This window comes from Lacimicrobium alkaliphilum (genome assembly GCF_001466725.1).
GTDB classification, from domain to species: Bacteria; Pseudomonadota; Gammaproteobacteria; order Enterobacterales; family Alteromonadaceae; genus Lacimicrobium; species Lacimicrobium alkaliphilum_B.
On record NZ_CP013650.1, the window covers coordinates 3,256,817 to 3,276,218 of the forward strand.

General features: G+C 52.2%; 17 protein-coding genes and 1 riboswitch. Of the genes, 11 read left to right on the plus strand and 6 right to left on the minus strand.

The features are described from left to right. Positions 1 to 38 precede the first annotated feature (38 nt). The 3 genes from ppk1 to AT746_RS14770 all read left to right on the plus strand — a co-directional run bounded on the left by ppk1 (position 39) and on the right by AT746_RS14770 (position 4,177). The gene (ppk1, locus tag AT746_RS14760) at positions 39 to 2,114 is read left to right on the plus strand and encodes a polyphosphate kinase 1 (RefSeq protein WP_062481637.1); all 2,076 of its coding nucleotides are present in this window, start codon (positions 39 to 41) and stop codon (positions 2,112 to 2,114) included. Between the two features lie 5 nt (positions 2,115 to 2,119). Further along, positions 2,120 to 3,649 carry an exopolyphosphatase gene (gene ppx, locus AT746_RS14765; protein ID WP_062481640.1) on the plus strand — a complete coding sequence of 510 codons (1,530 nt, stop codon included), beginning with the start codon at positions 2,120 to 2,122 and terminating at the stop codon, positions 3,647 to 3,649. A 255-nt stretch (positions 3,650 to 3,904) separates the two neighbouring features. Continuing rightward, the gene (locus AT746_RS14770; protein ID WP_062481643.1) at positions 3,905 to 4,177 is read left to right on the plus strand and encodes an HU family DNA-binding protein; all 273 of its coding nucleotides are present in this window, start codon (positions 3,905 to 3,907) and stop codon (positions 4,175 to 4,177) included. Between the two features lie 67 nt (positions 4,178 to 4,244). Here the strand turns inward: AT746_RS14770 and AT746_RS14775 are convergent, their stop codons facing one another. Next, on the minus strand, positions 4,245 to 5,351 hold the full coding sequence (locus AT746_RS14775) for a PQQ-dependent sugar dehydrogenase (RefSeq protein WP_062481647.1): 1,107 nt from the start codon (positions 5,349 to 5,351) through the stop codon (positions 4,245 to 4,247). A 91-nt stretch (positions 5,352 to 5,442) separates the two neighbouring features. Here AT746_RS14775 and AT746_RS14780 point away from each other — a divergent pair, with 91 nt between their 5' ends. Then, positions 5,443 to 5,895 carry a hypothetical protein gene (locus AT746_RS14780; RefSeq protein WP_062481650.1) on the plus strand — a complete coding sequence of 151 codons (453 nt, stop codon included), beginning with the start codon at positions 5,443 to 5,445 and terminating at the stop codon, positions 5,893 to 5,895. 74 nt (positions 5,896 to 5,969) lie between these two features. Here the strand turns inward: AT746_RS14780 and AT746_RS14785 are convergent, their stop codons facing one another. Further along, positions 5,970 to 6,308 (minus strand): hypothetical protein, encoded by a 339-nt coding sequence (locus AT746_RS14785; protein WP_062481653.1) that lies wholly within the window; start codon positions 6,306 to 6,308, stop codon positions 5,970 to 5,972. Positions 6,309 to 6,382: 74 nt separating this feature from the next. Here AT746_RS14785 and AT746_RS14790 point away from each other — a divergent pair, with 74 nt between their 5' ends. Together AT746_RS14790 and AT746_RS14795 are read left to right on the plus strand one after the other, a co-directional pair. After that, positions 6,383 to 7,411: a sodium:calcium antiporter gene (locus AT746_RS14790; RefSeq protein ID WP_231730947.1), complete on the plus strand. Its 1,029-nt coding sequence runs from the start codon at positions 6,383 to 6,385 to the stop codon at positions 7,409 to 7,411. Positions 7,412 to 7,538: 127 nt separating this feature from the next. Further along, complete coding sequence (locus AT746_RS14795; RefSeq protein ID WP_062481656.1) at positions 7,539 to 7,952, plus strand: Dabb family protein; 414 nt, start codon at positions 7,539 to 7,541, stop codon at positions 7,950 to 7,952. Between the two features lie 249 nt (positions 7,953 to 8,201). Here the strand turns inward: AT746_RS14795 and asnB are convergent, their stop codons facing one another. The 4 genes from asnB to AT746_RS14815 all read right to left on the minus strand — a co-directional run bounded on the left by asnB (position 8,202) and on the right by AT746_RS14815 (position 13,396). Further along, positions 8,202 to 10,211 carry an asparagine synthase (glutamine-hydrolyzing) gene (gene asnB, locus AT746_RS14800; protein WP_062481659.1) on the minus strand — a complete coding sequence of 670 codons (2,010 nt, stop codon included), beginning with the start codon at positions 10,209 to 10,211 and terminating at the stop codon, positions 8,202 to 8,204. A gap of 157 nt (positions 10,212 to 10,368) precedes the next feature. Beyond that, positions 10,369 to 11,442, minus strand: a complete 1,074-nt coding sequence (locus AT746_RS14805; protein WP_062481662.1) for an aspartate/ornithine carbamoyltransferase family protein — start codon at positions 11,440 to 11,442, stop codon at positions 10,369 to 10,371. A 102-nt stretch (positions 11,443 to 11,544) separates the two neighbouring features. Further along, entirely contained in the window at positions 11,545 to 12,975 is a 1,431-nt protein-coding gene (locus AT746_RS14810) for a sodium:solute symporter family transporter (RefSeq protein WP_062481665.1), read from the minus strand. After that, positions 12,968 to 13,396, minus strand: a complete 429-nt coding sequence (locus AT746_RS14815; RefSeq protein WP_062481668.1) for a hypothetical protein — start codon at positions 13,394 to 13,396, stop codon at positions 12,968 to 12,970. Before AT746_RS14815 ends, AT746_RS14810 begins: the two co-directional genes overlap by 8 nt. A 119-nt stretch (positions 13,397 to 13,515) precedes the next feature. Here AT746_RS14815 and AT746_RS14820 point away from each other — a divergent pair, with 119 nt between their 5' ends. From AT746_RS14820 to thiS, 5 genes are all read left to right on the plus strand, one after another. Then, positions 13,516 to 14,790, plus strand: a complete 1,275-nt coding sequence (locus tag AT746_RS14820; RefSeq protein ID WP_062481671.1) for a Zn-dependent hydrolase — start codon at positions 13,516 to 13,518, stop codon at positions 14,788 to 14,790. Between the two features lie 43 nt (positions 14,791 to 14,833). Then, positions 14,834 to 14,949: riboswitch (TPP riboswitch) on the plus strand. Positions 14,950 to 15,041: 92 nt separating this feature from the next. After that, positions 15,042 to 16,976, plus strand: a complete 1,935-nt coding sequence (gene thiC / locus AT746_RS14825) for a phosphomethylpyrimidine synthase ThiC (protein ID WP_062481674.1) — start codon at positions 15,042 to 15,044, stop codon at positions 16,974 to 16,976. A gap of 1 nt (position 16,977) precedes the next feature. Further along, positions 16,978 to 18,465, plus strand: a complete 1,488-nt coding sequence (gene thiE, locus AT746_RS14830) for a thiamine phosphate synthase (RefSeq protein ID WP_062481677.1) — start codon at positions 16,978 to 16,980, stop codon at positions 18,463 to 18,465. Further along, the gene (locus tag AT746_RS14835; protein ID WP_062481679.1) at positions 18,455 to 19,210 is read left to right on the plus strand and encodes a HesA/MoeB/ThiF family protein; all 756 of its coding nucleotides are present in this window, start codon (positions 18,455 to 18,457) and stop codon (positions 19,208 to 19,210) included. The genes thiE and AT746_RS14835 overlap by 11 nt, the downstream gene beginning before the upstream one ends. Beyond that, entirely contained in the window at positions 19,201 to 19,401 is a 201-nt protein-coding gene (thiS, locus tag AT746_RS14840) for a sulfur carrier protein ThiS (RefSeq protein ID WP_062481693.1), read from the plus strand. Before AT746_RS14835 ends, thiS begins: the two co-directional genes overlap by 10 nt. The last annotated feature ends 1 nt before the right edge of the window (position 19,402 follow it).

Below are 19,402 nucleotides of genomic sequence, written 5' to 3' on the forward strand. Positions count from 1 at the left end.
CTAGACTCTCGCCAATTTTATCCGGTCAATTCAAACAGATGAGTATTACGACACTGCCTTACTACCCAAAAGAGCTGAGCTGGCTGGCGTTCAACCAGCGTGTGTTGCAGGAAGCGGCGGATAAACGCAACCCTATCGTCGAGCGTATCCGCTTTCTGGGGATCTATTCCAATAATATGGATGAGTTCTACCGGGTGCGGGTAGCCGATGTAAAACGCCAGATATACATTCATCTTAACGATAAAAACCTGGAAGCCGCCGAGCAGACCAAAGCCCTGATGGATAAGATTCAGGAACGTGTGCTGGTAATGACCGAGGAATTTGAGCGGCTCCATGCTGAGGTGGTTGCCAGGCTGGCCAAGTACCATATTTATCTGATTACTCAGAACCAGTTGGATGAGTATCAGATAAACTGGCTGCAAAGCTATTTTCAGAACAAGATCCTGCGCTACATCGCTCCGGTGCTGATCAATAACAGAGTCAGGCTGGTGGAGCGACTCAATGACGCCGCCACCTATCTGTTTGTGGCCATCCGTAAGGCAGAAAAGAAAACCCAATACGCACTGCTGGAGGTGCCCACGGATTATACCTCCAGGTTTGTTCAGATCCCGCCACAGAAAAGCCGTAAGAAAAAATACATTATTCTGCTCGACGACATTATTACCTTATGTCTCGACCGCATCTTTCGTGGCTTTATCGAATTCGACCAGCTTGAAGCCTACTCCTTTAAAATGACCCGGGATGCGGAATATTCCATCAATGACGAAATTGATGAAAGTTATGTGGAGAAGATGTCGGAAAGCATGAAGCAACGCATGATCGCAGAGCCCGTGCGCTTTATCTACGACGGCGATATGCCCGATGACATGCTCAATTTTCTCAGAAAACAGCTGAGTATCTCGTCCTACGACAGCCTGATTGCCAGCGGCCCTTACCGCAACTTTAAGGATTTTATCGGCTTTCCCAATGTCGGCCGGGCCTATCTGGAGAATCCGCTGCTACCGGCGATTAATACCCGCGACTTTGCCGATTACGACACTGCGTTTGATGCCATCAGCCAGGGCGATATTCTGCTGTATTATCCCTACCACCGCTTTTTGCATCTGACCGAGTTTGTGCGCCAGGCCGCCTTTGACCCCAGCGTTAAGCATATTCGCCTGAACATCTACCGGGTGGCGAACAAGTCCCGCATCATCAACTCACTGATCGATGCGGTGAATAACGGCAAGCAGGTAACGGTAGTCGTAGAGCTGCGGGCCCGTTTTGATGAACAGGCCAATATTGAATGGTCCAAGACCATGACCGATGCCGGTGTCAAAGTGCTGCTTGGCCTGCCGACACTCAAAGTACACTCCAAACTCTGTGTCATCAGCCGCGAGGAGAACGGTGAGCTGATCCATTATGCCCACTTCGGCACCGGCAATTTCAATGAGAAAACCGCCAAGATCTACACCGATTTCAGTCTCTTCACCCGCGATCAGGAACTGGCCCTTGAGGCCATTGAAGTGTTTGATTTTATTCAGTATCCATACCGGCGCTTTAAGTTCCAGCATCTGCAGGTATCGCCCATCAATGCCCGTACCCGCCTGCAAATGCATATCCGTCAGGAAACCCAGAACGCCAAGGAAGGGATCAAGGCCCAGATCCTGCTGAAAATCAATAACCTGGTCGACATAGCACTGATTGATGACCTGTATCGTGCCAGCCAGGCAGGCGTTAAAGTCAGGGCCATAGTCAGGGGCATGTGTTCACTGGTCCCGGGAATTAAAGGCCTGAGCGATAACATTCATATCACCAGCATCGTCGATCGTTTTCTGGAACATCCCAGAGTGATGATCTTTGAAAACAGCGGCGATCAGAAAGTCTTTATCTCATCGGCAGACTGGATGACCCGTAATATGGACAACCGTATAGAGGTGGGTTGTCCGATCAATGATCCTGTGCTGAAAAAGCGTATTGTAGACATTCTCAATATTCAGTTTAAAGACACCATCAAGGCCAGAGTCATTGATGCCGAGCAGACCAATAAGTATGTGCGCCGTGGCAACAGGAAAAAGTTGCGTTCGCAGGTAGAGATATACCATTATCTGAAGGCACTGGAAGACAACAGATAATCACAATGAACCAACTTGACAGCGCATTCAGCGATCTGGAGACCAGGGATACTACCCATGTGGCCGCGCTGGATCTCGGTTCAAACAGTTTTCACCTGGTGGTGGCCCGTATTAATGCGGGCAGTGTGCAGATTCTGCATAAGGTGAAGCAAAAGGTCAGACTGGCAGAGGGGCTGGATGACAACGGCATACTCAGCCAGGAAGCGATGGACAGAGGCATAGAAACCCTCCAGCAATTCGCTGACAGCCTGTATGGCTTTAATCCCGACTCGGTACGCATCGTTGCGACGCATACGCTACGTCAGGCACGTAATGCCAATGTGTTTATCAAAGCCGCCCGCAAAGTTCTTCCCTACCCGGTTGAGATTATCGCCGGGATTGAAGAGGCCAGGCTGATTTATCAGGGAGTCGCCCATACCAGCGAAAACAGCCGACAAAGGCTGGTGCTGGATATTGGTGGCGGCAGTACCGAGTTTGTTATCGGTAAAGGCTTCAATCCGCTGCTGATGCGCAGTCTGCAAATGGGCTGCGTGAGTTATACCCAGCGCTTTTTTGACAATACAGAGCTCAGACCCAAAGCTTTCAGTAAGGCCCGGTTGGCTGCAAGCCAGGAGCTGGAGATGATTCAGCGCCGCTTTCGCAAGCTCGGCTGGGAACAATGCACAGGCACCTCTGGCACAATCAAAACCATCGTCAGTATTGCAGAAGAGATCGATCCCCAGGCCCGGCCGGGTATTGTGAATCTCAGCCAGATAGAGAAAATGATCCGGTTTTGTTGTGATGCCGGTCATTACCAGCAACTTCCTTTTAAGAGCCTGAGCGAAGAGCGCGCCCCGGTATTTGCCGCAGGTTTAGCCATTCTGGCAGCCTGTTTTGACAGCCTGAATATTACAGAATTAGTGTTTTCGCCCTCTGCACTGCGTGAAGGGGTCATCTATGAGATGGAAGATCGACTCGAGCATGATGATATTCGTGAACGTACAGCGGACAGCCTGGCTACCCGCTATGATGTAGATATCGAACATGCCAGACGGGTACTGCAAACCACTCTGAATATCTATCAACAGGTGGCATCAGACTGGCAGATACAGACCACAGAATTACAGCAGTTACTCGGCTGGGCCGCATTGCTGCATGAGGTGGGACTGCAAATCAACTCTCGCCGGGTCCAGCACCATTCAGCCTATGTCCTGCAAAATGCCGAACTGCCAGGCTTTAATCAGCAACAGCAGGACTTACTCGCCAGCCTGGTGCGTTTTCACCGCAAAAAAATCCGCACCGATGAGTTACCGGAATTCACCGAATACAGCACCGAACAGGTGCTGAGACTGATATGCATACTGCAGCTTGGCGTGCTTTTGAATATTCGCCGGCAGGACGATTTTCTGCCTGAAATTCAGGCAAAAGCAAAACAAAATAAGTTATTTCTGGAATTTGACGGAGACTGGTTGCAAAATTCGCCATTGGTTCTTGCTGACCTTGAGCTCGAAGCAGAGTTCATGCGGGGTTGCGGGATTCGTCTGGTTGTGCGTTAATGTGTTTTGCTGCTTTTTCAGGGCAGCGTAGTACAACCATTAATCAGATTATCACAGCCTGGGGCATTATCGCGCTTTGCCAGATGTGATAACAGATAGGGTGTGATATAAAGACTGTGCCAGGTGCACGCGGGTAATGTATGTTTTTTGGTAACTCTGAGTACCGTCATATACCCGGCAGCCGTCGCTATAATAATGAGTTTGGAGTAGCTTAGCTTCTGCTCACTATCAACGTAAAACAAAAGGAAGCATTCAATGAATAAAACTGATCTTATTAACCGTATCGCAGAAAGCGCTGATGTATCCAAAGCGTCAGCCGGCCGTGTTGTTGATGCCTTTACCGGCGCGGTAACAGAAGCCCTGGCCAGTGGTGACGAAGTCGCTATCCTGGGTTTTGGTACTTTTAAAATCTCCGAGCGTGCCGCCCGTACTGGCCGCAACCCGCAAACCGGTGCGACTATCCAGATCGCCGCCTCCAAGCTGCCTTCTTTCAAAGCAGGTAAAGCTCTGAAAGACGCCTGCAACTAAGGTTTCTGTAGCAGGGGCACAGTACTTTTAAATACAATGTATTATTAAGTGCTCGCCCCTGATATTTTTAGTTCCCGGCTCTGACCACTTTTAATAATTTCCCTGATTCTTCATCGGTTAACAGATAAATTCCGCCATCTGTGGCCACAGCAATATCCCGTAGTCTCACATCCAGTTCAGTAAAAAGACTCTGTTGTTCACTAACTTGAATTCCATCAAGTATAGCCCGTCGCACTTCTTTGGATTTAAGGGTCGCAGACAGCAGGTCTCCATCCAGCTCAGCAAACATACTGCCCCGGTACACCACCAAGGCTGAGGGAGCAATAGATGGCGTCCAGTCCACCAGCGGCTGCAACATGCCCGGATATTCAGTAAAGGGGCTGATATTAGCGCCGGAGTAATCTTTACCATAGGTGATCACCGGCCAGCCATAATTACCGCCTGCGCGAATTAAATTGATTTCATCGCCACCAGCAGGTCCGTGCTCATTGGCAAATAACAGTTTTTTAAAGGGGTCCCAGGCCAGGCCCTGTGCATTGCGATGCCCGAGGCTGTACACCCCCTCGGCTGCGCCTTCAATCTCAGGATTATCAGCCGGGATACTGCCATCATCACTCAGCCGAATCAGCTTACCCAGATGGCTGGCGGGATTTTGCGCCTGCTCGCGATAATCAAAGCCGTCCCCACTGCTCAGCACCAGGGTATTGTCATCCATAAAAGCAAGCCGGGCGCCATAATGTACCGGCGTAGCCTTGTCGGGCTCAGCGCTGAATAGTACCTGCTGATCAACCAGCCTGCCGTCCCCGAGTCTGGCCCGCATCAGGCGCAAGTGATTGGCCGCATCGGTACCATGGGCATAGGTAAGATAAATCCACCCTGTAGCGTTGTACTGTGGATGCAGAACAATATCCATCAGCCCGCCCTGCCCCTTATAATACACCTCTGGCACCCCCTGAATCGGCGGCGACACCTCACCATCAAGAATACGCCGGAGCTGGCCGGATTTTTCTGTCACCAGCACACTGCCATCTGGCAGCTCCACCACCGCCCAGGGATAGTGCAATCCGGTGGCGATGGTCTGAATACGGTAGTTGCTGAATACTTCTGTTTTGCCTGTTACCGCGAAGTTGGGAAGGAGTAACACCAGTAACAATAAAAATTTCAGGGCAGACATGATGGCTGATTCTCCGTTCTTTTCTTACAGTGTGTTAATTATTCAGTAACTATGCAATTATTTGTTCCAGTTAATGTTATCGCGAGATCCAATGGAAAACTTTGTCCGTCTTCTGATCCGTTATATCTTCGCCACACTGCTGTGTTTCACTCTTGCCAGTATTGCCCATAGTCAGATGGTGCTGGCGGGGCTTGAACAACAGGGTATCGTCATCCCCCCTGTTGAACGGCTGCAGATGACCCTGAGTGACTGGTGGGGCTTATTGCCAAGCTATGGTGCCATTATTGCCGCGGGGATGCTGATTGCCCTGAGTGTTGCTGGCTGGATTTGCAGCAAAACAGGCCCAATAGGCGGGCTGCTGTATGCCCTGGCAGGTGCCGTCGCCATGCTGAGTATTCTGATGGCGATGCAGCCGATTATGGATATCACCCTGATAGCCGGGGCCAGAAGCACCACCGGCTTAACCTTACAGGCGCTGGCAGGCTTTTTGGGTGGTTGGGGCTTCTATTGGCTGCGCAAAAAAACCAAGCTGCATTTTGACTGACTCTACGCTGTAGAGCCCAATTTATTGGGCCAGGCTGGCGTTGCTTCTGGTATTCTTTCGTGCTTGAAAAGCTTTTAGCCAAAACGCTTTGGATCAGTTTGCTGCAGAAATTCCTCAGACAATCCGGCTAACAATGACTCATCTGCCAGGCCTCTGGTCCGCATTGCAATAAGCTGGCACCACGCATTATTTCTGCTGTGGCCGTCAAATATAAGTGCCATCTCTTTGTTTCGGTCCTGCACCTGCTTATAGAGCTGAAGGTAACGGTTATGAACATGCTCTTCGCTGTTCGATATAATCTGCCCGAACTCTTCCAGAGTTTGGGTGCAGAATCGTTCAATGGCTTTTTCCTTGATTATTTTAAACTTTTTCCAGTCACTTTCTTTCATAGATTGTTCTCTGCTGGGCTCCATACAAATACTGCTGAGTGTATTATATTACAGTCAGTAGAAAGGAGATAAACCTCAGTAAGATAAGGAGCGCTCGATTGCTGAACCCCGACAGCTGGACCTTACTGCAGGCAGTGCTGGTATTCTCAAGCTGTGCACTGGTGATTGCTATAGCAGGTACCCGTATTACCCGTGTTGTCGATCAACTGGCTGACCGCACCGGAATAGGCGAAGCCGCAGCGGGTGCGGTATTACTTGGTGCAGCCACATCCATTGGTGGCTCGGTATTGTCTGTAACCGCAGCCTGGCACGGCAATGCAGAACTTGCAGTCAGTAACGCGCTTGGCGGTATCGCCGTGCAAACTTTCTTTCTGGCGGTTGCCGACATGGTTTACCGGCGCGCCAATCTGGAGCATGCCGCCGCCTCAGTACCCAACATGATGCAAAATGCGCTGCTGATTACGCTGCTGGCATTAATTATGACCGCTCCCTTGCTGCCCGAAGTGACGCTGTGGGGCATACACCCTGTAACACCGCTGCTGTTTATCGCCTATGTATACGGTATTCATCTGTCACAAGGGGCTCATAATTCGCCCATGTGGGCACCGACCAGAACCCGGGAAACCAGTGAAGATAAACCTGATGACACCAGCCAGATGTCATCAATGGCGCGGCTGTGGAGCGAGTTTGCACTGCTGTTTATCATCCTCGGTGTGGCGGGATGGACGCTGGAACCCTCAGCAACGGTTATAGCCGCTAAAACAGGACTGACCCAGACCATTGTCGGGGTAATGCTGACAGCTATCAGTACCTCTATACCTGAACTGGTGACTTCAATTGCTGCGGTACGAAGGGGGGCACTAACGCTGGCCGTAGGTGGGATCATTGGCGGTAATGCATTTGACACGTTATTCACTGCCGCTTCCGACGTAGCCTACCGCGAAGGCTCCATCTACCACACCATGACAGACGACACGCTGTTCTGGGCGGGTCTGACGCTGCTAATGTCCGGCATTCTGATGATGGGACTGATCCGTCGTGAACGCCAGGGCCCCGGACGTATTGGCGTGGAAAGCGTATTGCTTATACTGCTTTATCTCGGCGGGGCATGGCTGCTCCTCTATTAATCCTGTCAATGGCAGGAAATCTCTGCAGATCGGTACAACAAATACAAAAAATCGTAATCTCTGCACTATTTCGAAATCTGTGCAACTCTGGTAGCGTTCAAAGCTGGTTTGCAATCAGGATATTCCCATGCCAGATACTTCCCGCCGAGGTTTTCTTTGTACTACTGCATTGTTGGGAGCGGCATCGTTGCTACCAGGCAAGGCTGGTGCGCAACAAACATGTACCCGGTTTCCTAAACTGACTCATCAGGTATTTTTCTGGCTTAAGAACCCAGATTCGATTGAGGATCGCGATAAGCTGGTTGAGGGGCTTAACGGCCTGCGCCGGATTGAGAGTATACGGGGTTTACAGATTGGCGTCCCGGCTTCTACCGAGAAGCGGGAAGTGGTGGATAACAGCTATCAGGTGTCAGAAACCATGTTGTTTGACGACGTAGAGGGACAAAATATCTATCAGGTTCATCCCCTGCATCAGGAATTTGTCGAAAAATACTCCCATCTGTGGGCTAAAGTTGTGGTGTACGACTCCATCGCCCTTTAATCCCCCTGTCGCTAAAAAAGAGCGCGGTGAGGCGTACAAAAAAGCGCTTAAAAGACTCGATATTAAATAACGTCTTTTATGCTGCAAGAGCTAAAAGCATATCATCTCGCAGAGGCGCTAAGGCGCAGAGAAAGATGCGTGTGGTATTCTTTTGTGTCTTTCGTGATTGAATGCTTTTTACCACCACACAAAAAACACGAACAGGCCGATAACCCTGAGGGCGATCGGCCTGTATGCATAAATAGAGACCTAAACTACCCAGCCTAATTCCTGGGCCTTATCATGGGCCAGCTGCGGAATGTCCTGCTCGATAAAGTGATGATGTAGCAGCATCACGCCAAGTACATGGTTAAGTACGGCGTCAATCTGCACCTTATCGGCCAGGTCGGTATCACGGCTTTCCTGTTTTTGCATCAGAGTCTGCACATAATCGGCATCGATAAAGCCGGCCTTTTCCAGCTTCTCTTTGGAGGCATAGCGTTCAAACAGACCTTTGAGTTTCTGCCATTTTTTATCGTCGGTATGGGCCGGGGGCGCCATAAAGGCGAATTTCTGGCGTTCATACAGTACCGTAGGCAACAGTCCTTTCATGGCTTCGCGCAGTACGTACTTTTCCTTGCTGCCTTTGATACGCATCTCAGGTGGGATAGTGGCGGCAAACTCAGCCAGATGGTGATCCAGAAACGGCGGTCTGGCTTCCATGGAATTGGCCATATCCACCCTGTCACCGCCCCAGGTAAGAATTTGCCCCTCAAGCATGGTTTTGATCCACACGTACTGGGCCTTATCCAGAGGATGGCGATCAGTCAGAAAATCTTCATCCAGTCTGTCGGCAATGGCCGCACCGGGCTCATAATCGGCCAGTTCTTCCCGGATCTCCGGCGTGAGAAGATTGCGGGCCAGATCGGAGCAACCCAGCCAGGGTTGCAGACAACTGGGGGTAAAGCCCACTTTGGCATTAATTTTCTCAGACACATATTCGTCTTTAGGTAACATCGCTCCCTGGAACAGTTTGTTCGATTCGGCCAGAGTCTGCTGCCATTCTGCCGCCTGCTCGGCGTTCAGCCCTTCCATACCATGCAGGAACATGTCTTTGCGAAAGGCCGGATAACCGGCAAAGAGCTCATCGGAGCCCTCACCGGTGAGCACCACTTTATAGTCATTGTGGGTCACATGCTGGCTCATCATCAGCTTGGCCACGGCCAGGGTGTTGTAGATAGTGCGTTCGGTATGCCAGATAGTGCGCGAGAAATTATCGTACAGCAGCTCGGCATTGAGCTTGAGAATATCCTGCTCAGCGCCTGTAGCCCGTGCCATTTCAGTGGCGATGCTGGCCTCATCATATTCATCGTTATCGAAGCTGATGGTAAAAGCACGGATCGGATCCTGTGCTGCTGCTGAAGCCAGACCGAGAATCGAGCACGAATCGATACCACCAGAGAGATAACAGCCCACCGGCACATCAGCAGTTAATCGCAGTTGCACTGCTTCTAATAACTGATCGCGCACCCCTTTAATATAGTAATCATCGTCCATCCGCGGCCGCTGTTCGGGAGTCGGAAAGTCCATATCCCAGTATTTGGTCTCTTCGATATTAAACTTGCCACCCTTGCGGGTAATTTTCAGCATATAGCCGGGTTCCACCTGATGTACACCTTTGAAGGCTGTGGTGCCCGGCACCATTACCTGGATCAGCTGATGAAACAGGCCATGACTGTCAAATTCTGCCGTTACTTCAGGGTGGGCCAGTACGGTTTTTACCTCAGAGCCGAACACAATATGATTGTCGGTTTGGGTCCAGTACAAAGGCTTGATACCGAATCTGTCTCTTACCAGATACAGCGCATCCTGCTGTTCATCATACAAAGAAAAGGCAAACTCACCGCGCAGGTGTTTGAGGGTCTCGTCCATACCCTCCCGCAAATAAAGGTGTGGAACAATCTCTGAATCACTCTTGGTTTCGAAATACTCGCCCTGAGCGGTGAGTTCCCCGCGCAGACGCTGGTAATCATAGAATTCGCCATTGTGAGCGAAAATCACCCGGCCACCATGAAGAAAAAAGGGCTGGCGGCCCCGGCTTTCATTCAAATCAATAATCGACAATCGGGCGTGGCTCATGCCTACCCCAACCTCTTTGGGATTGCAGTAACCATAATTATCCGGCCCTCTGTGGTGCATAATAGCCGCCATGTTGACCAGAATTTGTGAATCTATTTCGCGCTCAGGGGTGTTGGCAAAAATGCCAGCTATTCCGCACATAAATACTCCTGTTGTTAATGCACCACAGAGACACAGAGATTGTTATCCGGGGAAGCGAGGTAAACCTGCACATCGGAAATCGCTCGCTGGCAACGCACCAATAGTCCTTTTAAACGATTCACCTTTCTCTGTGTCCTCTGTGACTCTGTGGTAAAAATCAAATAACGTCCAGCACCCGCTCGGCCCGCTGTACCAGACAGGTCAACAGAGCCATTCTCAAAAATACCGCCCCTCTGGCCTGCGAGAAATACCAGTTGTGGCTGGTGCCATCGAGGCTGGTGCATAACTCCTCCCCCCGTGCCAGAGGGTGCAAAACAATGGCGTGTTCCTTCAGAGGCGACTTGGCATCGATATGAAAGACCTTACCGTATTCCTTAAAGGAATTACCCTCCCAGGAAATCGCGTTGATATAAACCACATCTGCCTTGGGTAGTACGCTGTCCAGATCGTCAGCGGTGTGAATTTTCAACCCGGCTTCTTCCAGTTGCTCCAGTTGCCCCGGCGCAAACATCTCTTCACGGTCACAATCATTGACAATTGTCACTGTTGTAAAAACTTCGGGAAAATCACAAAGCAGTTTGAGCAGACTGCGTACCGTACGCATTTTCGAAGGCAAACCCACCAGACACACATGCAAAGGCTCGCCAGGTTCATTGGTAACCAGATCCGGGCGCCACTTAAAGATAGTATAGAGATCGGCCAGCGCCTGGGTCGGATGCTCATCAATGCCGTTACCGGCGTTGATAATAGGAATGCGCAAAGCATTCATCATTTCCCGTACCGAGCCCTCCTGAGAATCACGCAACACCACGCAATCGCCATAATTATTGAACATCTCGGCGACATCACCGAGAGATTCACCTTTGGCAATACCTGTGGTGGAGCGATCGGTGATCGACATAATATCGCCGCCAAGACGATGCCAGGCGCTCTCAAAGGACAAACGAGTACGGGTACTGGGCTCGTAAAAGGCTGAGATCAGAATCTGCCCGTTTAACGAGGTACTGAACCGGCCCGGATTCGCCTCGTACTTTGCCGCCAGCCGGAACAACTGCAGCAGCGTGGCGCGATCAAACTGATCCGAGGAAAAAATATGTTGATCGGAGAGTTTGGCCAGATGATCGCCATCTTCTTCGATGGCGCGCAGCAACTTCTTGGGATGAGCATCACCGCGCACATCCGGACGTGTTCGTTCAAACTGGACTACCTGTTCGATTTTGGGATCTACCATAAAGACTTATCCTTCAGATCGCGCTTATACAGCAGCAATAAAATAATCGGAGCCAGCGCAGCGCCTGCGCATGCTACCAGCACCAGTAACGTTAATAAGGTTTCACTCAGGTACATTGTCAGGCTCCTTAAAGGTCTGCCAGTCAAACTTGCCGGGGGCAAACAACAAACCCATGAGACACACCGCCAGCGACATCAGACAGGCGCTGATAGCGGCAACATAAAAACCAATAACAAAGTAAAGCACCAGACCGGTAATTGTGCCTAATGCCATGGCGGCAGTGGCAAATCTGCCGGTCAGCCCCTGATGATATAAACCAAATACAATGGGCCAGATGGCTGATGCCACAAAGGCGCCGGTAAAATTCAGTAAAGCTCCTAACGTGGCCACTTTAGGCAGGCATAACAGCCAGGTGAGTACGCCTAAACCAATCACCACACGCTTACTGGCTTTTAGCAAAGTATCGCTGTCGGCCTTGGGATTGATCAGCCGCTTGTAACCGTCCTGAGTAATCAGGTCCGAGGTAGCGGCCAGCAAGGAGTCCATGCTCGACGCCAGGGCGGAAAACACCACCACAAATACAAATACCGCGCCGATACTACCCAGCAGCTTGGCCGCCACCAGCGGTCCCACCATATCGGCACTGGGCGGAAGTATGCCCAGCGAGATTGCCGCCAACGCAATAAAACCTGTGACGATGGGAATAGGCAGCCACAGCAGCCCGCCTAACAGAAAAGCCCTTTTACCCACGCCGGTCTTGAAGGCAAAGGCCCGCGACCACCATACGTTAGAGTGGAAAATCTCACCGATACCAAAAAAGATGTTGTTAAATAAAAACATGATCGCAGCGGGAAAAGCGACATTGAGCAGTTCCGGCTGGAAATCGCTGACGCTTTGATGGATCTCACCAATACCCACGGTATCGATACAGACCCAGGCGATGATCACCACCCCGGTCAGGATCAGAATAGACTGCACAAAGTCGGTAGCAATAACCGCCTTGAGCCCCCCGAGCAAGGTATACAACACACAGATGATCAGGATTGCCGACATGCCGGTGTGATAGCTCAGGTCACTCAGGGATGACAGCAATATTCCGCCTGCCATCCCCAGGCTCACCAGCCAGCCCATGGCATAAAACACCGAGATGATCATAAACATGGCCCAGGCGCTCTTACCGTAGCGGGTACGAATAAAATCACCACTGGTAAAACCGTGGGGCATCAGGGATTTAATACGTTGAGCCATGGGTGCGAAGAGCATCAGGCCAAAGGCCGCCATGCTGTACCCAATCATGCCCCAGATACCAAACTGATAGGCCAGTTGCGGGGCCACTAAGGTGGTATTACTGGTGATCCAGGTGGCCATGGCGGTAGCAGTTGCAAAAGCGAAGCCGACATTGCGCCCGGCCAGGGCGTAATCATCGATACTGCGGTTATCCCGGCCTAAATACCAGCCAAAGGCCACCCACAGGATACCGAAACCAACCAGTATGGCCAACGCCAGGCCCCAGTCTAACTGTGCTTCAAGCATATTCCGCCTCCTTGCGATTAAACTTAAGCAACAGAATCACCAACAGTGAAAATGCCGCCAGCCCAACAGCAAACAACACCAGGGCCTGCGTCAGAGATCGATGTCGGACCTCAACTTCGGCAATCAGTTGTGGGGCACTCTCACCGCTGCTGTCGGTAACCCTGGCCTGATAGTGACCATCGGCGAAACCGGACAACGTGGCCTGCTGCTGACCGCTGATATCAAAACGCTGCGCAGAACTGAAATCGGCACTCTGGTCGCCTTCACTCAACTGCACCACTTCCAGGCCGTCATACTTGTTCTGAAGATTATTTAATTCCAGTACAAAGTATCCTTCCCGGGACTCGATCTGTTGCACAGCCGAAACCGGCAACACCATCATACTTACTAACACTAAAGCCAGCTTCAGGATCCTGCCCATGCTGTGCTCCTCTGTGATCAGTGTATTAACATGCTAACATTGTTAATACACTATACCCAAGTGACGCCGGGCGACAACCTCAGTGCTGATGCCCGCCCAAATCTTGCACAGGAGGCACTATGCAACAGGACTTATCTGTACAGCTGAGCAGACTTCAAAATGATCTGCTGGAACTTTCCCATATCGGCTATGACCCCGAGAGCAAAGGTGTATTCCGGCTTGGTTTTAATGAAGCCGACATGGAAGGGCGACGCTGGCTGATTAAAAAGTTTGAGGACGAAGGATTCAGTGCGCATATGGACCAGGCCGGCAATATTATTGGCAAGATGAATGCCGGACAAACCGGGCCGGTAGTGGCCATGGGATCGCATATTGATTCGGTACCTGCCGGTGGCATGTTTGACGGTACGCTGGGCGTGCTGGCGGGGCTTGAATGCATGCGGGTTATCCGGGATGCGGGTCTGGAATGTGAGTATCCCCTCGAAGTCTATGCCTTCGCCGAAGAAGAGGGGCGCTTTGGTGGCATGATGGGGGTGCAGGCGATTGTCGGGGAGCTCAATCCTCACTGGCTGGAAAATGCCCATGACGCCACTCATGTGTTTCTCAAAGATGAAATGCAGCGGGCCGGGCTGGAAGCCTTCAGAGCACTGGATGCCAGGGTGGATCCCAAACATTTTCACGCTTTTCTGGAACTGCACATTGAGCAGGGCCCGGTGCTGGAACGGATCAAGAAGCCCATCGGTGTAGTGGAAGCTATTTCCGGCGTGTATAAATGGCTGGTACGGCTGATCGGTGAGGCCAACCATGCCGGTACCGCCCCTATGGATATGCGCAGTGATGCCTTTATGGGGCTCGCGGATTTTGCCCATGAGATTCCCCGTATTATCGACGAGGATGGGTCAGACAAGAGCCGCCTGACAGTCGGTCGGGTGGAGCTTAAGCCCGGTTATGCGCATACGGTACCGGGTGAAGCAGAGTTTACCCTGGTGGGCCGGGATACGGATCCGCAGGTTATGCGAAATCTGGCTGATTCCTGCCGTCGTGTTCTGTCTGCCATCGCCCGCAAACATAATCTGATGTTTGAATTTGAACAGATGAGCTGGCTCGAACCCCAGGCCATGTCTGACAAAGTGATCAAGAGCTTCTGCAAACAAGCCGAGAAAATGGGCCTGGATTATGAGGTGATGCCCAGTGGTGCCGGCCATGATGCCCAGTATATGGCCAAGATTACCCCAACCGGGATGATTTTTGTGCCCAGCGTTGCCGGTATCAGTCACTCCCCCGATGAATGGACCCACTGGCAGGATGTGGAAACCGGCTCCAATCTGTTACTGCAAACGGCGCTGGAATATGCCAAACCCAAAGCCGGTGCGAAGAAAAAGTCTGCCGCATAACTGCCATTGCATTCGGGAGAAATATCCGCTTATACTGATAGACAACATCTTGTCGGAGTGCCCCTGGTGATTTAACCAGCAGGGGCTGAGACCGCAAACGCGGGATCCGTTGAACCTGATCAGGCTAATACCTGCGAAGGAAACAAGAGCGCATCGGCCCTTTGCTAATGGCAGTTCTGCACATGGCGTGGCCGTTGTTCTTGCTGACACTCCTGACAAGCTTCTCAAACCATTAATCAGGCGAGAATGCTATGTCAAACAGACGCGAAAACCGCAGCCAGGCGGAAAACTTCCTGCACCATCTGCAGGGGATGGCTTATCCCAGTTCCAAACGTATTTATCTCAAAGGCAGCCGCGACGATATTCGTGTGGCCATGCGCGAGATCCAGCTTAGCGATACCCTGACCGGCAGCCAGTCAGCACCGGCGTATCAGCCCAACGAACCCATTCCTGTGTACGACACCTCAGGCCCTTATGGTGACCCCGATGCCGAACTGGATGTACGCCGCGGCCTTAACGCTGTGCGTCACAACTGGATCCTTGAACGTGATGATACCCAATTGCAGGAGGGCACCCTGTCCCGCTATACCCGTAATCTGATGGCTGAACAGGAGCCATCATCGGAGCAGGCGCTACAACTGCAACGCCGGCCCAGATGCGCAAAGCAAGGCAAAACCGTAACCCAGTTACATTACGCCCGCCAGGGTATTATCACACCGGAAATGGAATATATTGCCCTGCGCGAAAATATGGGTCGCCAGCGTATCCGTGATCAGCAACTGACTCAGCAGCATCCTGGCCAGGGCTTTGGCGCCAAACTGCCAGAGTCCATTAGTGCTGAATTTGTACGCGCTGAAGTGTCCGCAGGCAGGGCCATTATTCCCGCCAATATCAACCATCCGGAAGCCGAGCCGATGATTATCGGGCGTAATTTCCTGGTCAAAGTGAACGCCAATATCGGTAATTCGTCCTTAACCTCTTCGATTGAGGAAGAGGTAGAAAAGCTGGTCTGGGCCACACGCTGGGGCGCCGATACGGTGATGGACTTGTCCACCGGGCGGCATATTCATGCAACCCGGGAATGGATCCTGCGTAACAGTCCGGTGCCTATTGGTACGGTGCCCATCTACCAGGCGCTGGAAAAGGTTAACGGCGATGCCACCAAACTTAACTGGGAACTGTTCCGCGACACACTGATCGAACAGGCAGAACAAGGGGTGGATTATTTCACCATTCATGCCGGCGTGCTGCTGCGTTATGTGCCCATGACCGCCAGTCGCCTCACCGGTATTGTCTCGCGGGGTGGTTCGATTATGGCCAAGTGGTGCCTGGCCCACCATAAGGAAAGCTTTTTATATCAACACTTTGACGAAATCTGTCAGATCTGTGCGGCGTACGATGTCAGCCTGTCTCTGGGTGATGGTCTGCGCCCCGGCTCGGTGGCCGATGCAAATGACGAAGCCCAGTTCAGTGAACTGCGCACATTGGGAGAGCTGACTAAGATTGCCTGGCAACAGGATGTACAGGTAATGATAGAAGGACCGGGGCATGTGCCCATGCATTTGATCGAAGCCAATATGCAGGAGCAACTGAAGCATTGTCACGAAGCCCCTTTCTATACCCTGGGGCCACTGACCACGGATATTGCACCGGGCTATGATCATTTCACTTCCGGCATCGGTGCGGCGATGATTGGCTGGTTTGGTTGCGCCATGCTTTGCTACGTCACCCCCAAAGAACATCTGGGCCTGCCCAACAAAGAAGACGTCAAACAGGGCCTGATTACCTATAAGATCGCCGCCCATGCCGCCGACCTGGCTAAAGGCCACCCCGGCGCGCAGATCCGCGACAATGCCATGTCCAAAGCCAGATTTGAATTCCGCTGGGAAGATCAGTTCAATCTGGCACTGGATCCACAAACGGCAAGAGATTATCACGACGAATCCCTGCCGCAGGAGTCCGGTAAAGTCGCCCATTTCTGTTCCATGTGCGGACCCAAGTTCTGCTCCATGAAGATATCCCGGGAGGTCCGGGACATCGCCCGGCAACAGTCTGTGGAGGTAAAGATGGTGGGCATGGACGGCCAGCCCGAGACAGTAGAATCCGGCATGAAAAAGATGGCCGAAACCTTTCGCCGGCAGGGAAGTGAGCTTTATCACGCGCCCGGTGACTGTGGAGAGGCCTGAAATGCCCAAACCCATAATCTGGTGCGTTGGCGGCTCCGACAGTGGAGGCGGTGCAGGTATTCAGGCCGATCTGCATACCGTTCAGGGCCTTGGCGGTCACGCCTGTACCCTGCTCAGTGCCATCACCGCACAAAACTCCCGTTGTGTTGAGCGTATTCAGGCTGTGCCTGTGGATATGCTCAGCAGTCAGCTGGACAGCCTGGCGGCTGATATGCTGCCAAAGGCCATTAAGATAGGCATGCTTGCCGATGTCAGCCAGGTGAATTTACTGGGGGAGTTTATTGGCTGGCTCAGGCAGCAACAATCCGGGCCTTTTGTAGTTTGGGATCCAGTTATACGGGCCAGCAGTGGCGCATGGCTCAGCGAAATCAGCCCTGACCACTGTAAGCCACTTTTACAACAAGTGGATCTGATCACCCCCAATGCCGCTGAACTGACATGGCTGACCGGCATTGCCCCCAACGACAAGCCCAGTCTGCAGCAGGCAGCCCGGGCGCTGCTGAATAAGGGGGTAAAGGCGGTACTGGTTAAAGGCGGGCATCTGCACTGGCAACAACAGGACTGCACGGATTACTACTTCAGCAAGGATCGTTGCTGGCAGCTGACAAGCACCAGAATCACTACGCCCCACGGCCACGGCACGGGTTGCGTGTATGCCAGTGCCATTGCCACCGCCATGGCGCTGGATTATCCACTTGACGATGCCGCCTGTATCGCCCGGGCGTATATTAATCAGGGTCTGAAATCAGCCACTGGCTTGGGCAGTGGCCCCGGCCCTGTTGCTCATCTGGGCTGGCCACAAAAGCTGGCCGACTTTGCTGTGTTCCAGCCGGACCACAAGTCTGCGCCCTCAATATGTGGATTCCCTGCCCTGAAAATACGCTCACTGGGGCTCTACCCTGTGGTAGACAGCCTGGACTGGGTCAGAAAACTGCTGCAATGGGGCGTCACCACACTGCAATTGCGCCTGAAACGCACACCGGATCAGCAGCTCGAAGCAGAGATCAGCCAGGCAATCGACCTTGCCAACTGCTATAAAGCCAGACTCTTTATCAACGATCACTGGCAGCTTGCGATTAAATACCGGGCCTTTGGCGTGCACCTGGGCCAGGAAGATCTTGAGGATGCCGATCTTAAGGTCATTCAGCAGGCCGGATTGGCCCTGGGCATATCCACCCATGGTTATGCCGAACTGCTCAGGGTCATACAGCTGGCCCCTTCCTATATCGCTTTGGGGCATATTTTCGCGACCAATACCAAACAGATGCCCTCCAAACCTCAGGGACTGGAGCGTCTTAAAGCCTACCAGGCATTACAGCAAGACATTCCAACCGTTGCCATTGGTGGTATTTCGGCATCAAAAGTGGATAAGGTGCTGGCCTGTGGTGTTGACGGTATCGCCATGGTCAGCGCCATTACCGCTGCCGGAAATCCGCAACAGAGGGTCAGACAATTGCTGGCAAAGGTGGAGTGCCATTATGCTCAGTGATCAGGAGGTGATGCATTACAGTCGCCAGATCCTGTTACCGGAACTCGAAGAAAGCGGCCAGCTCAGGCTCAAACAGGCCTCTGTGCTAATCATAGGTCTCGGCGGACTCGGCTGCGCGGCAGCCCAATACCTGGCCGGTGCCGGTATCGGCAAGCTGACTCTGGCCGATGGCGATCGCCTGACGCCGAGCAATCTGCCCCGCCAGTCGCTGTATTCACTGCAACATAGTGGCCAGTTAAAAGCGGAGCTGGCAGCGCAGCGGTTGCAGGCACAAAACCCCCATATCAGTATCACAGCGCTAGCAGAATATCTGCATACAGAGCAATTGCCCGAACAGGTCGGTGAAGCCGATCTGGTGCTCGATTGCAGTGACAATATGACCAGTCGCCAGGCTATTAATGCCACCTGCTACGCCCTTGGCAAACCTCTGATGATTGGCGCAGCCATGGGATTTTCGGGCCAGTTTCTGGCCCTGCATCCGGCCCGGAAGCATGGTTGCTATCGTTGTTTATACGAGCCCGAACAGGCGCCACCAAAAGGATGTCAGCATGCCGGGGTAATGGGCCCGGTAGTGGCGATGATGGGGCTGTTGCAGGCACTGGAAAGCATCAAATACCTGGCAGGCGCAGGCACGGTGCCCTGGGGGAAGCTACATCTGTTCGATGGCCTCAGCCACAACTGGCAACAATATGCCCTGCCCCCCGCCCCTCAATGCCCGATATGTGGAGACAAACAATGCAACTGACTATCAATGATCAAACCATAGAGCTGAGTGCTCCTGTAAGCTTAGCGGCACTTATCCGCCAACATTGCCCGGATAACAATGGGATCGCAGCAGCGGTAAACCAGCAGGTGGTGAATAAGAGTCTGTGGGAGAAAACCGAACTACAGGCCAATGACCGCATCAGTCTTTTCACTGTGGTGGCGGGGGGATAAT

What these genes read in the sequence shown, in the direction of transcription:
- AT746_RS14835 (WP_062481679.1), top strand. Translation starts at nt 18,455, where the DNA reads ATGCTCAGTGATCAGGAGGTGATGCATTACAGTCGCCAGATCCTGTTA.
- AT746_RS14815 (WP_062481668.1), bottom strand. Translation starts at nt 13,396, where the DNA reads ATGGGCAGGATCCTGAAGCTGGCTTTAGTGTTAGTAAGTATGATGGTG.
- AT746_RS14820 (WP_062481671.1), top strand. Translation starts at nt 13,516, where the DNA reads ATGCAACAGGACTTATCTGTACAGCTGAGCAGACTTCAAAATGATCTG.
- thiE (WP_062481677.1), top strand. Translation starts at nt 16,978, where the DNA reads ATGCCCAAACCCATAATCTGGTGCGTTGGCGGCTCCGACAGTGGAGGC.
- ppx (WP_062481640.1), top strand. Translation starts at nt 2,120, where the DNA reads ATGAACCAACTTGACAGCGCATTCAGCGATCTGGAGACCAGGGATACT.
- AT746_RS14770 (WP_062481643.1), top strand. Translation starts at nt 3,905, where the DNA reads ATGAATAAAACTGATCTTATTAACCGTATCGCAGAAAGCGCTGATGTA.
- thiS (WP_062481693.1), top strand. Translation starts at nt 19,201, where the DNA reads ATGCAACTGACTATCAATGATCAAACCATAGAGCTGAGTGCTCCTGTA.
- AT746_RS14785 (WP_062481653.1), bottom strand. Translation starts at nt 6,308, where the DNA reads ATGGAGCCCAGCAGAGAACAATCTATGAAAGAAAGTGACTGGAAAAAG.
- thiC (WP_062481674.1), top strand. Translation starts at nt 15,042, where the DNA reads ATGTCAAACAGACGCGAAAACCGCAGCCAGGCGGAAAACTTCCTGCAC.
- AT746_RS14805 (WP_062481662.1), bottom strand. Translation starts at nt 11,442, where the DNA reads ATGGTAGATCCCAAAATCGAACAGGTAGTCCAGTTTGAACGAACACGT.
- asnB (WP_062481659.1), bottom strand. Translation starts at nt 10,211, where the DNA reads ATGTGCGGAATAGCTGGCATTTTTGCCAACACCCCTGAGCGCGAAATA.
- AT746_RS14775 (WP_062481647.1), bottom strand. Translation starts at nt 5,351, where the DNA reads ATGTCTGCCCTGAAATTTTTATTGTTACTGGTGTTACTCCTTCCCAAC.
- AT746_RS14810 (WP_062481665.1), bottom strand. Translation starts at nt 12,975, where the DNA reads ATGCTTGAAGCACAGTTAGACTGGGGCCTGGCGTTGGCCATACTGGTT.
- ppk1 (WP_062481637.1), top strand. Translation starts at nt 39, where the DNA reads ATGAGTATTACGACACTGCCTTACTACCCAAAAGAGCTGAGCTGGCTG.
- AT746_RS14795 (WP_062481656.1), top strand. Translation starts at nt 7,539, where the DNA reads ATGCCAGATACTTCCCGCCGAGGTTTTCTTTGTACTACTGCATTGTTG.
- AT746_RS14780 (WP_062481650.1), top strand. Translation starts at nt 5,443, where the DNA reads ATGGAAAACTTTGTCCGTCTTCTGATCCGTTATATCTTCGCCACACTG.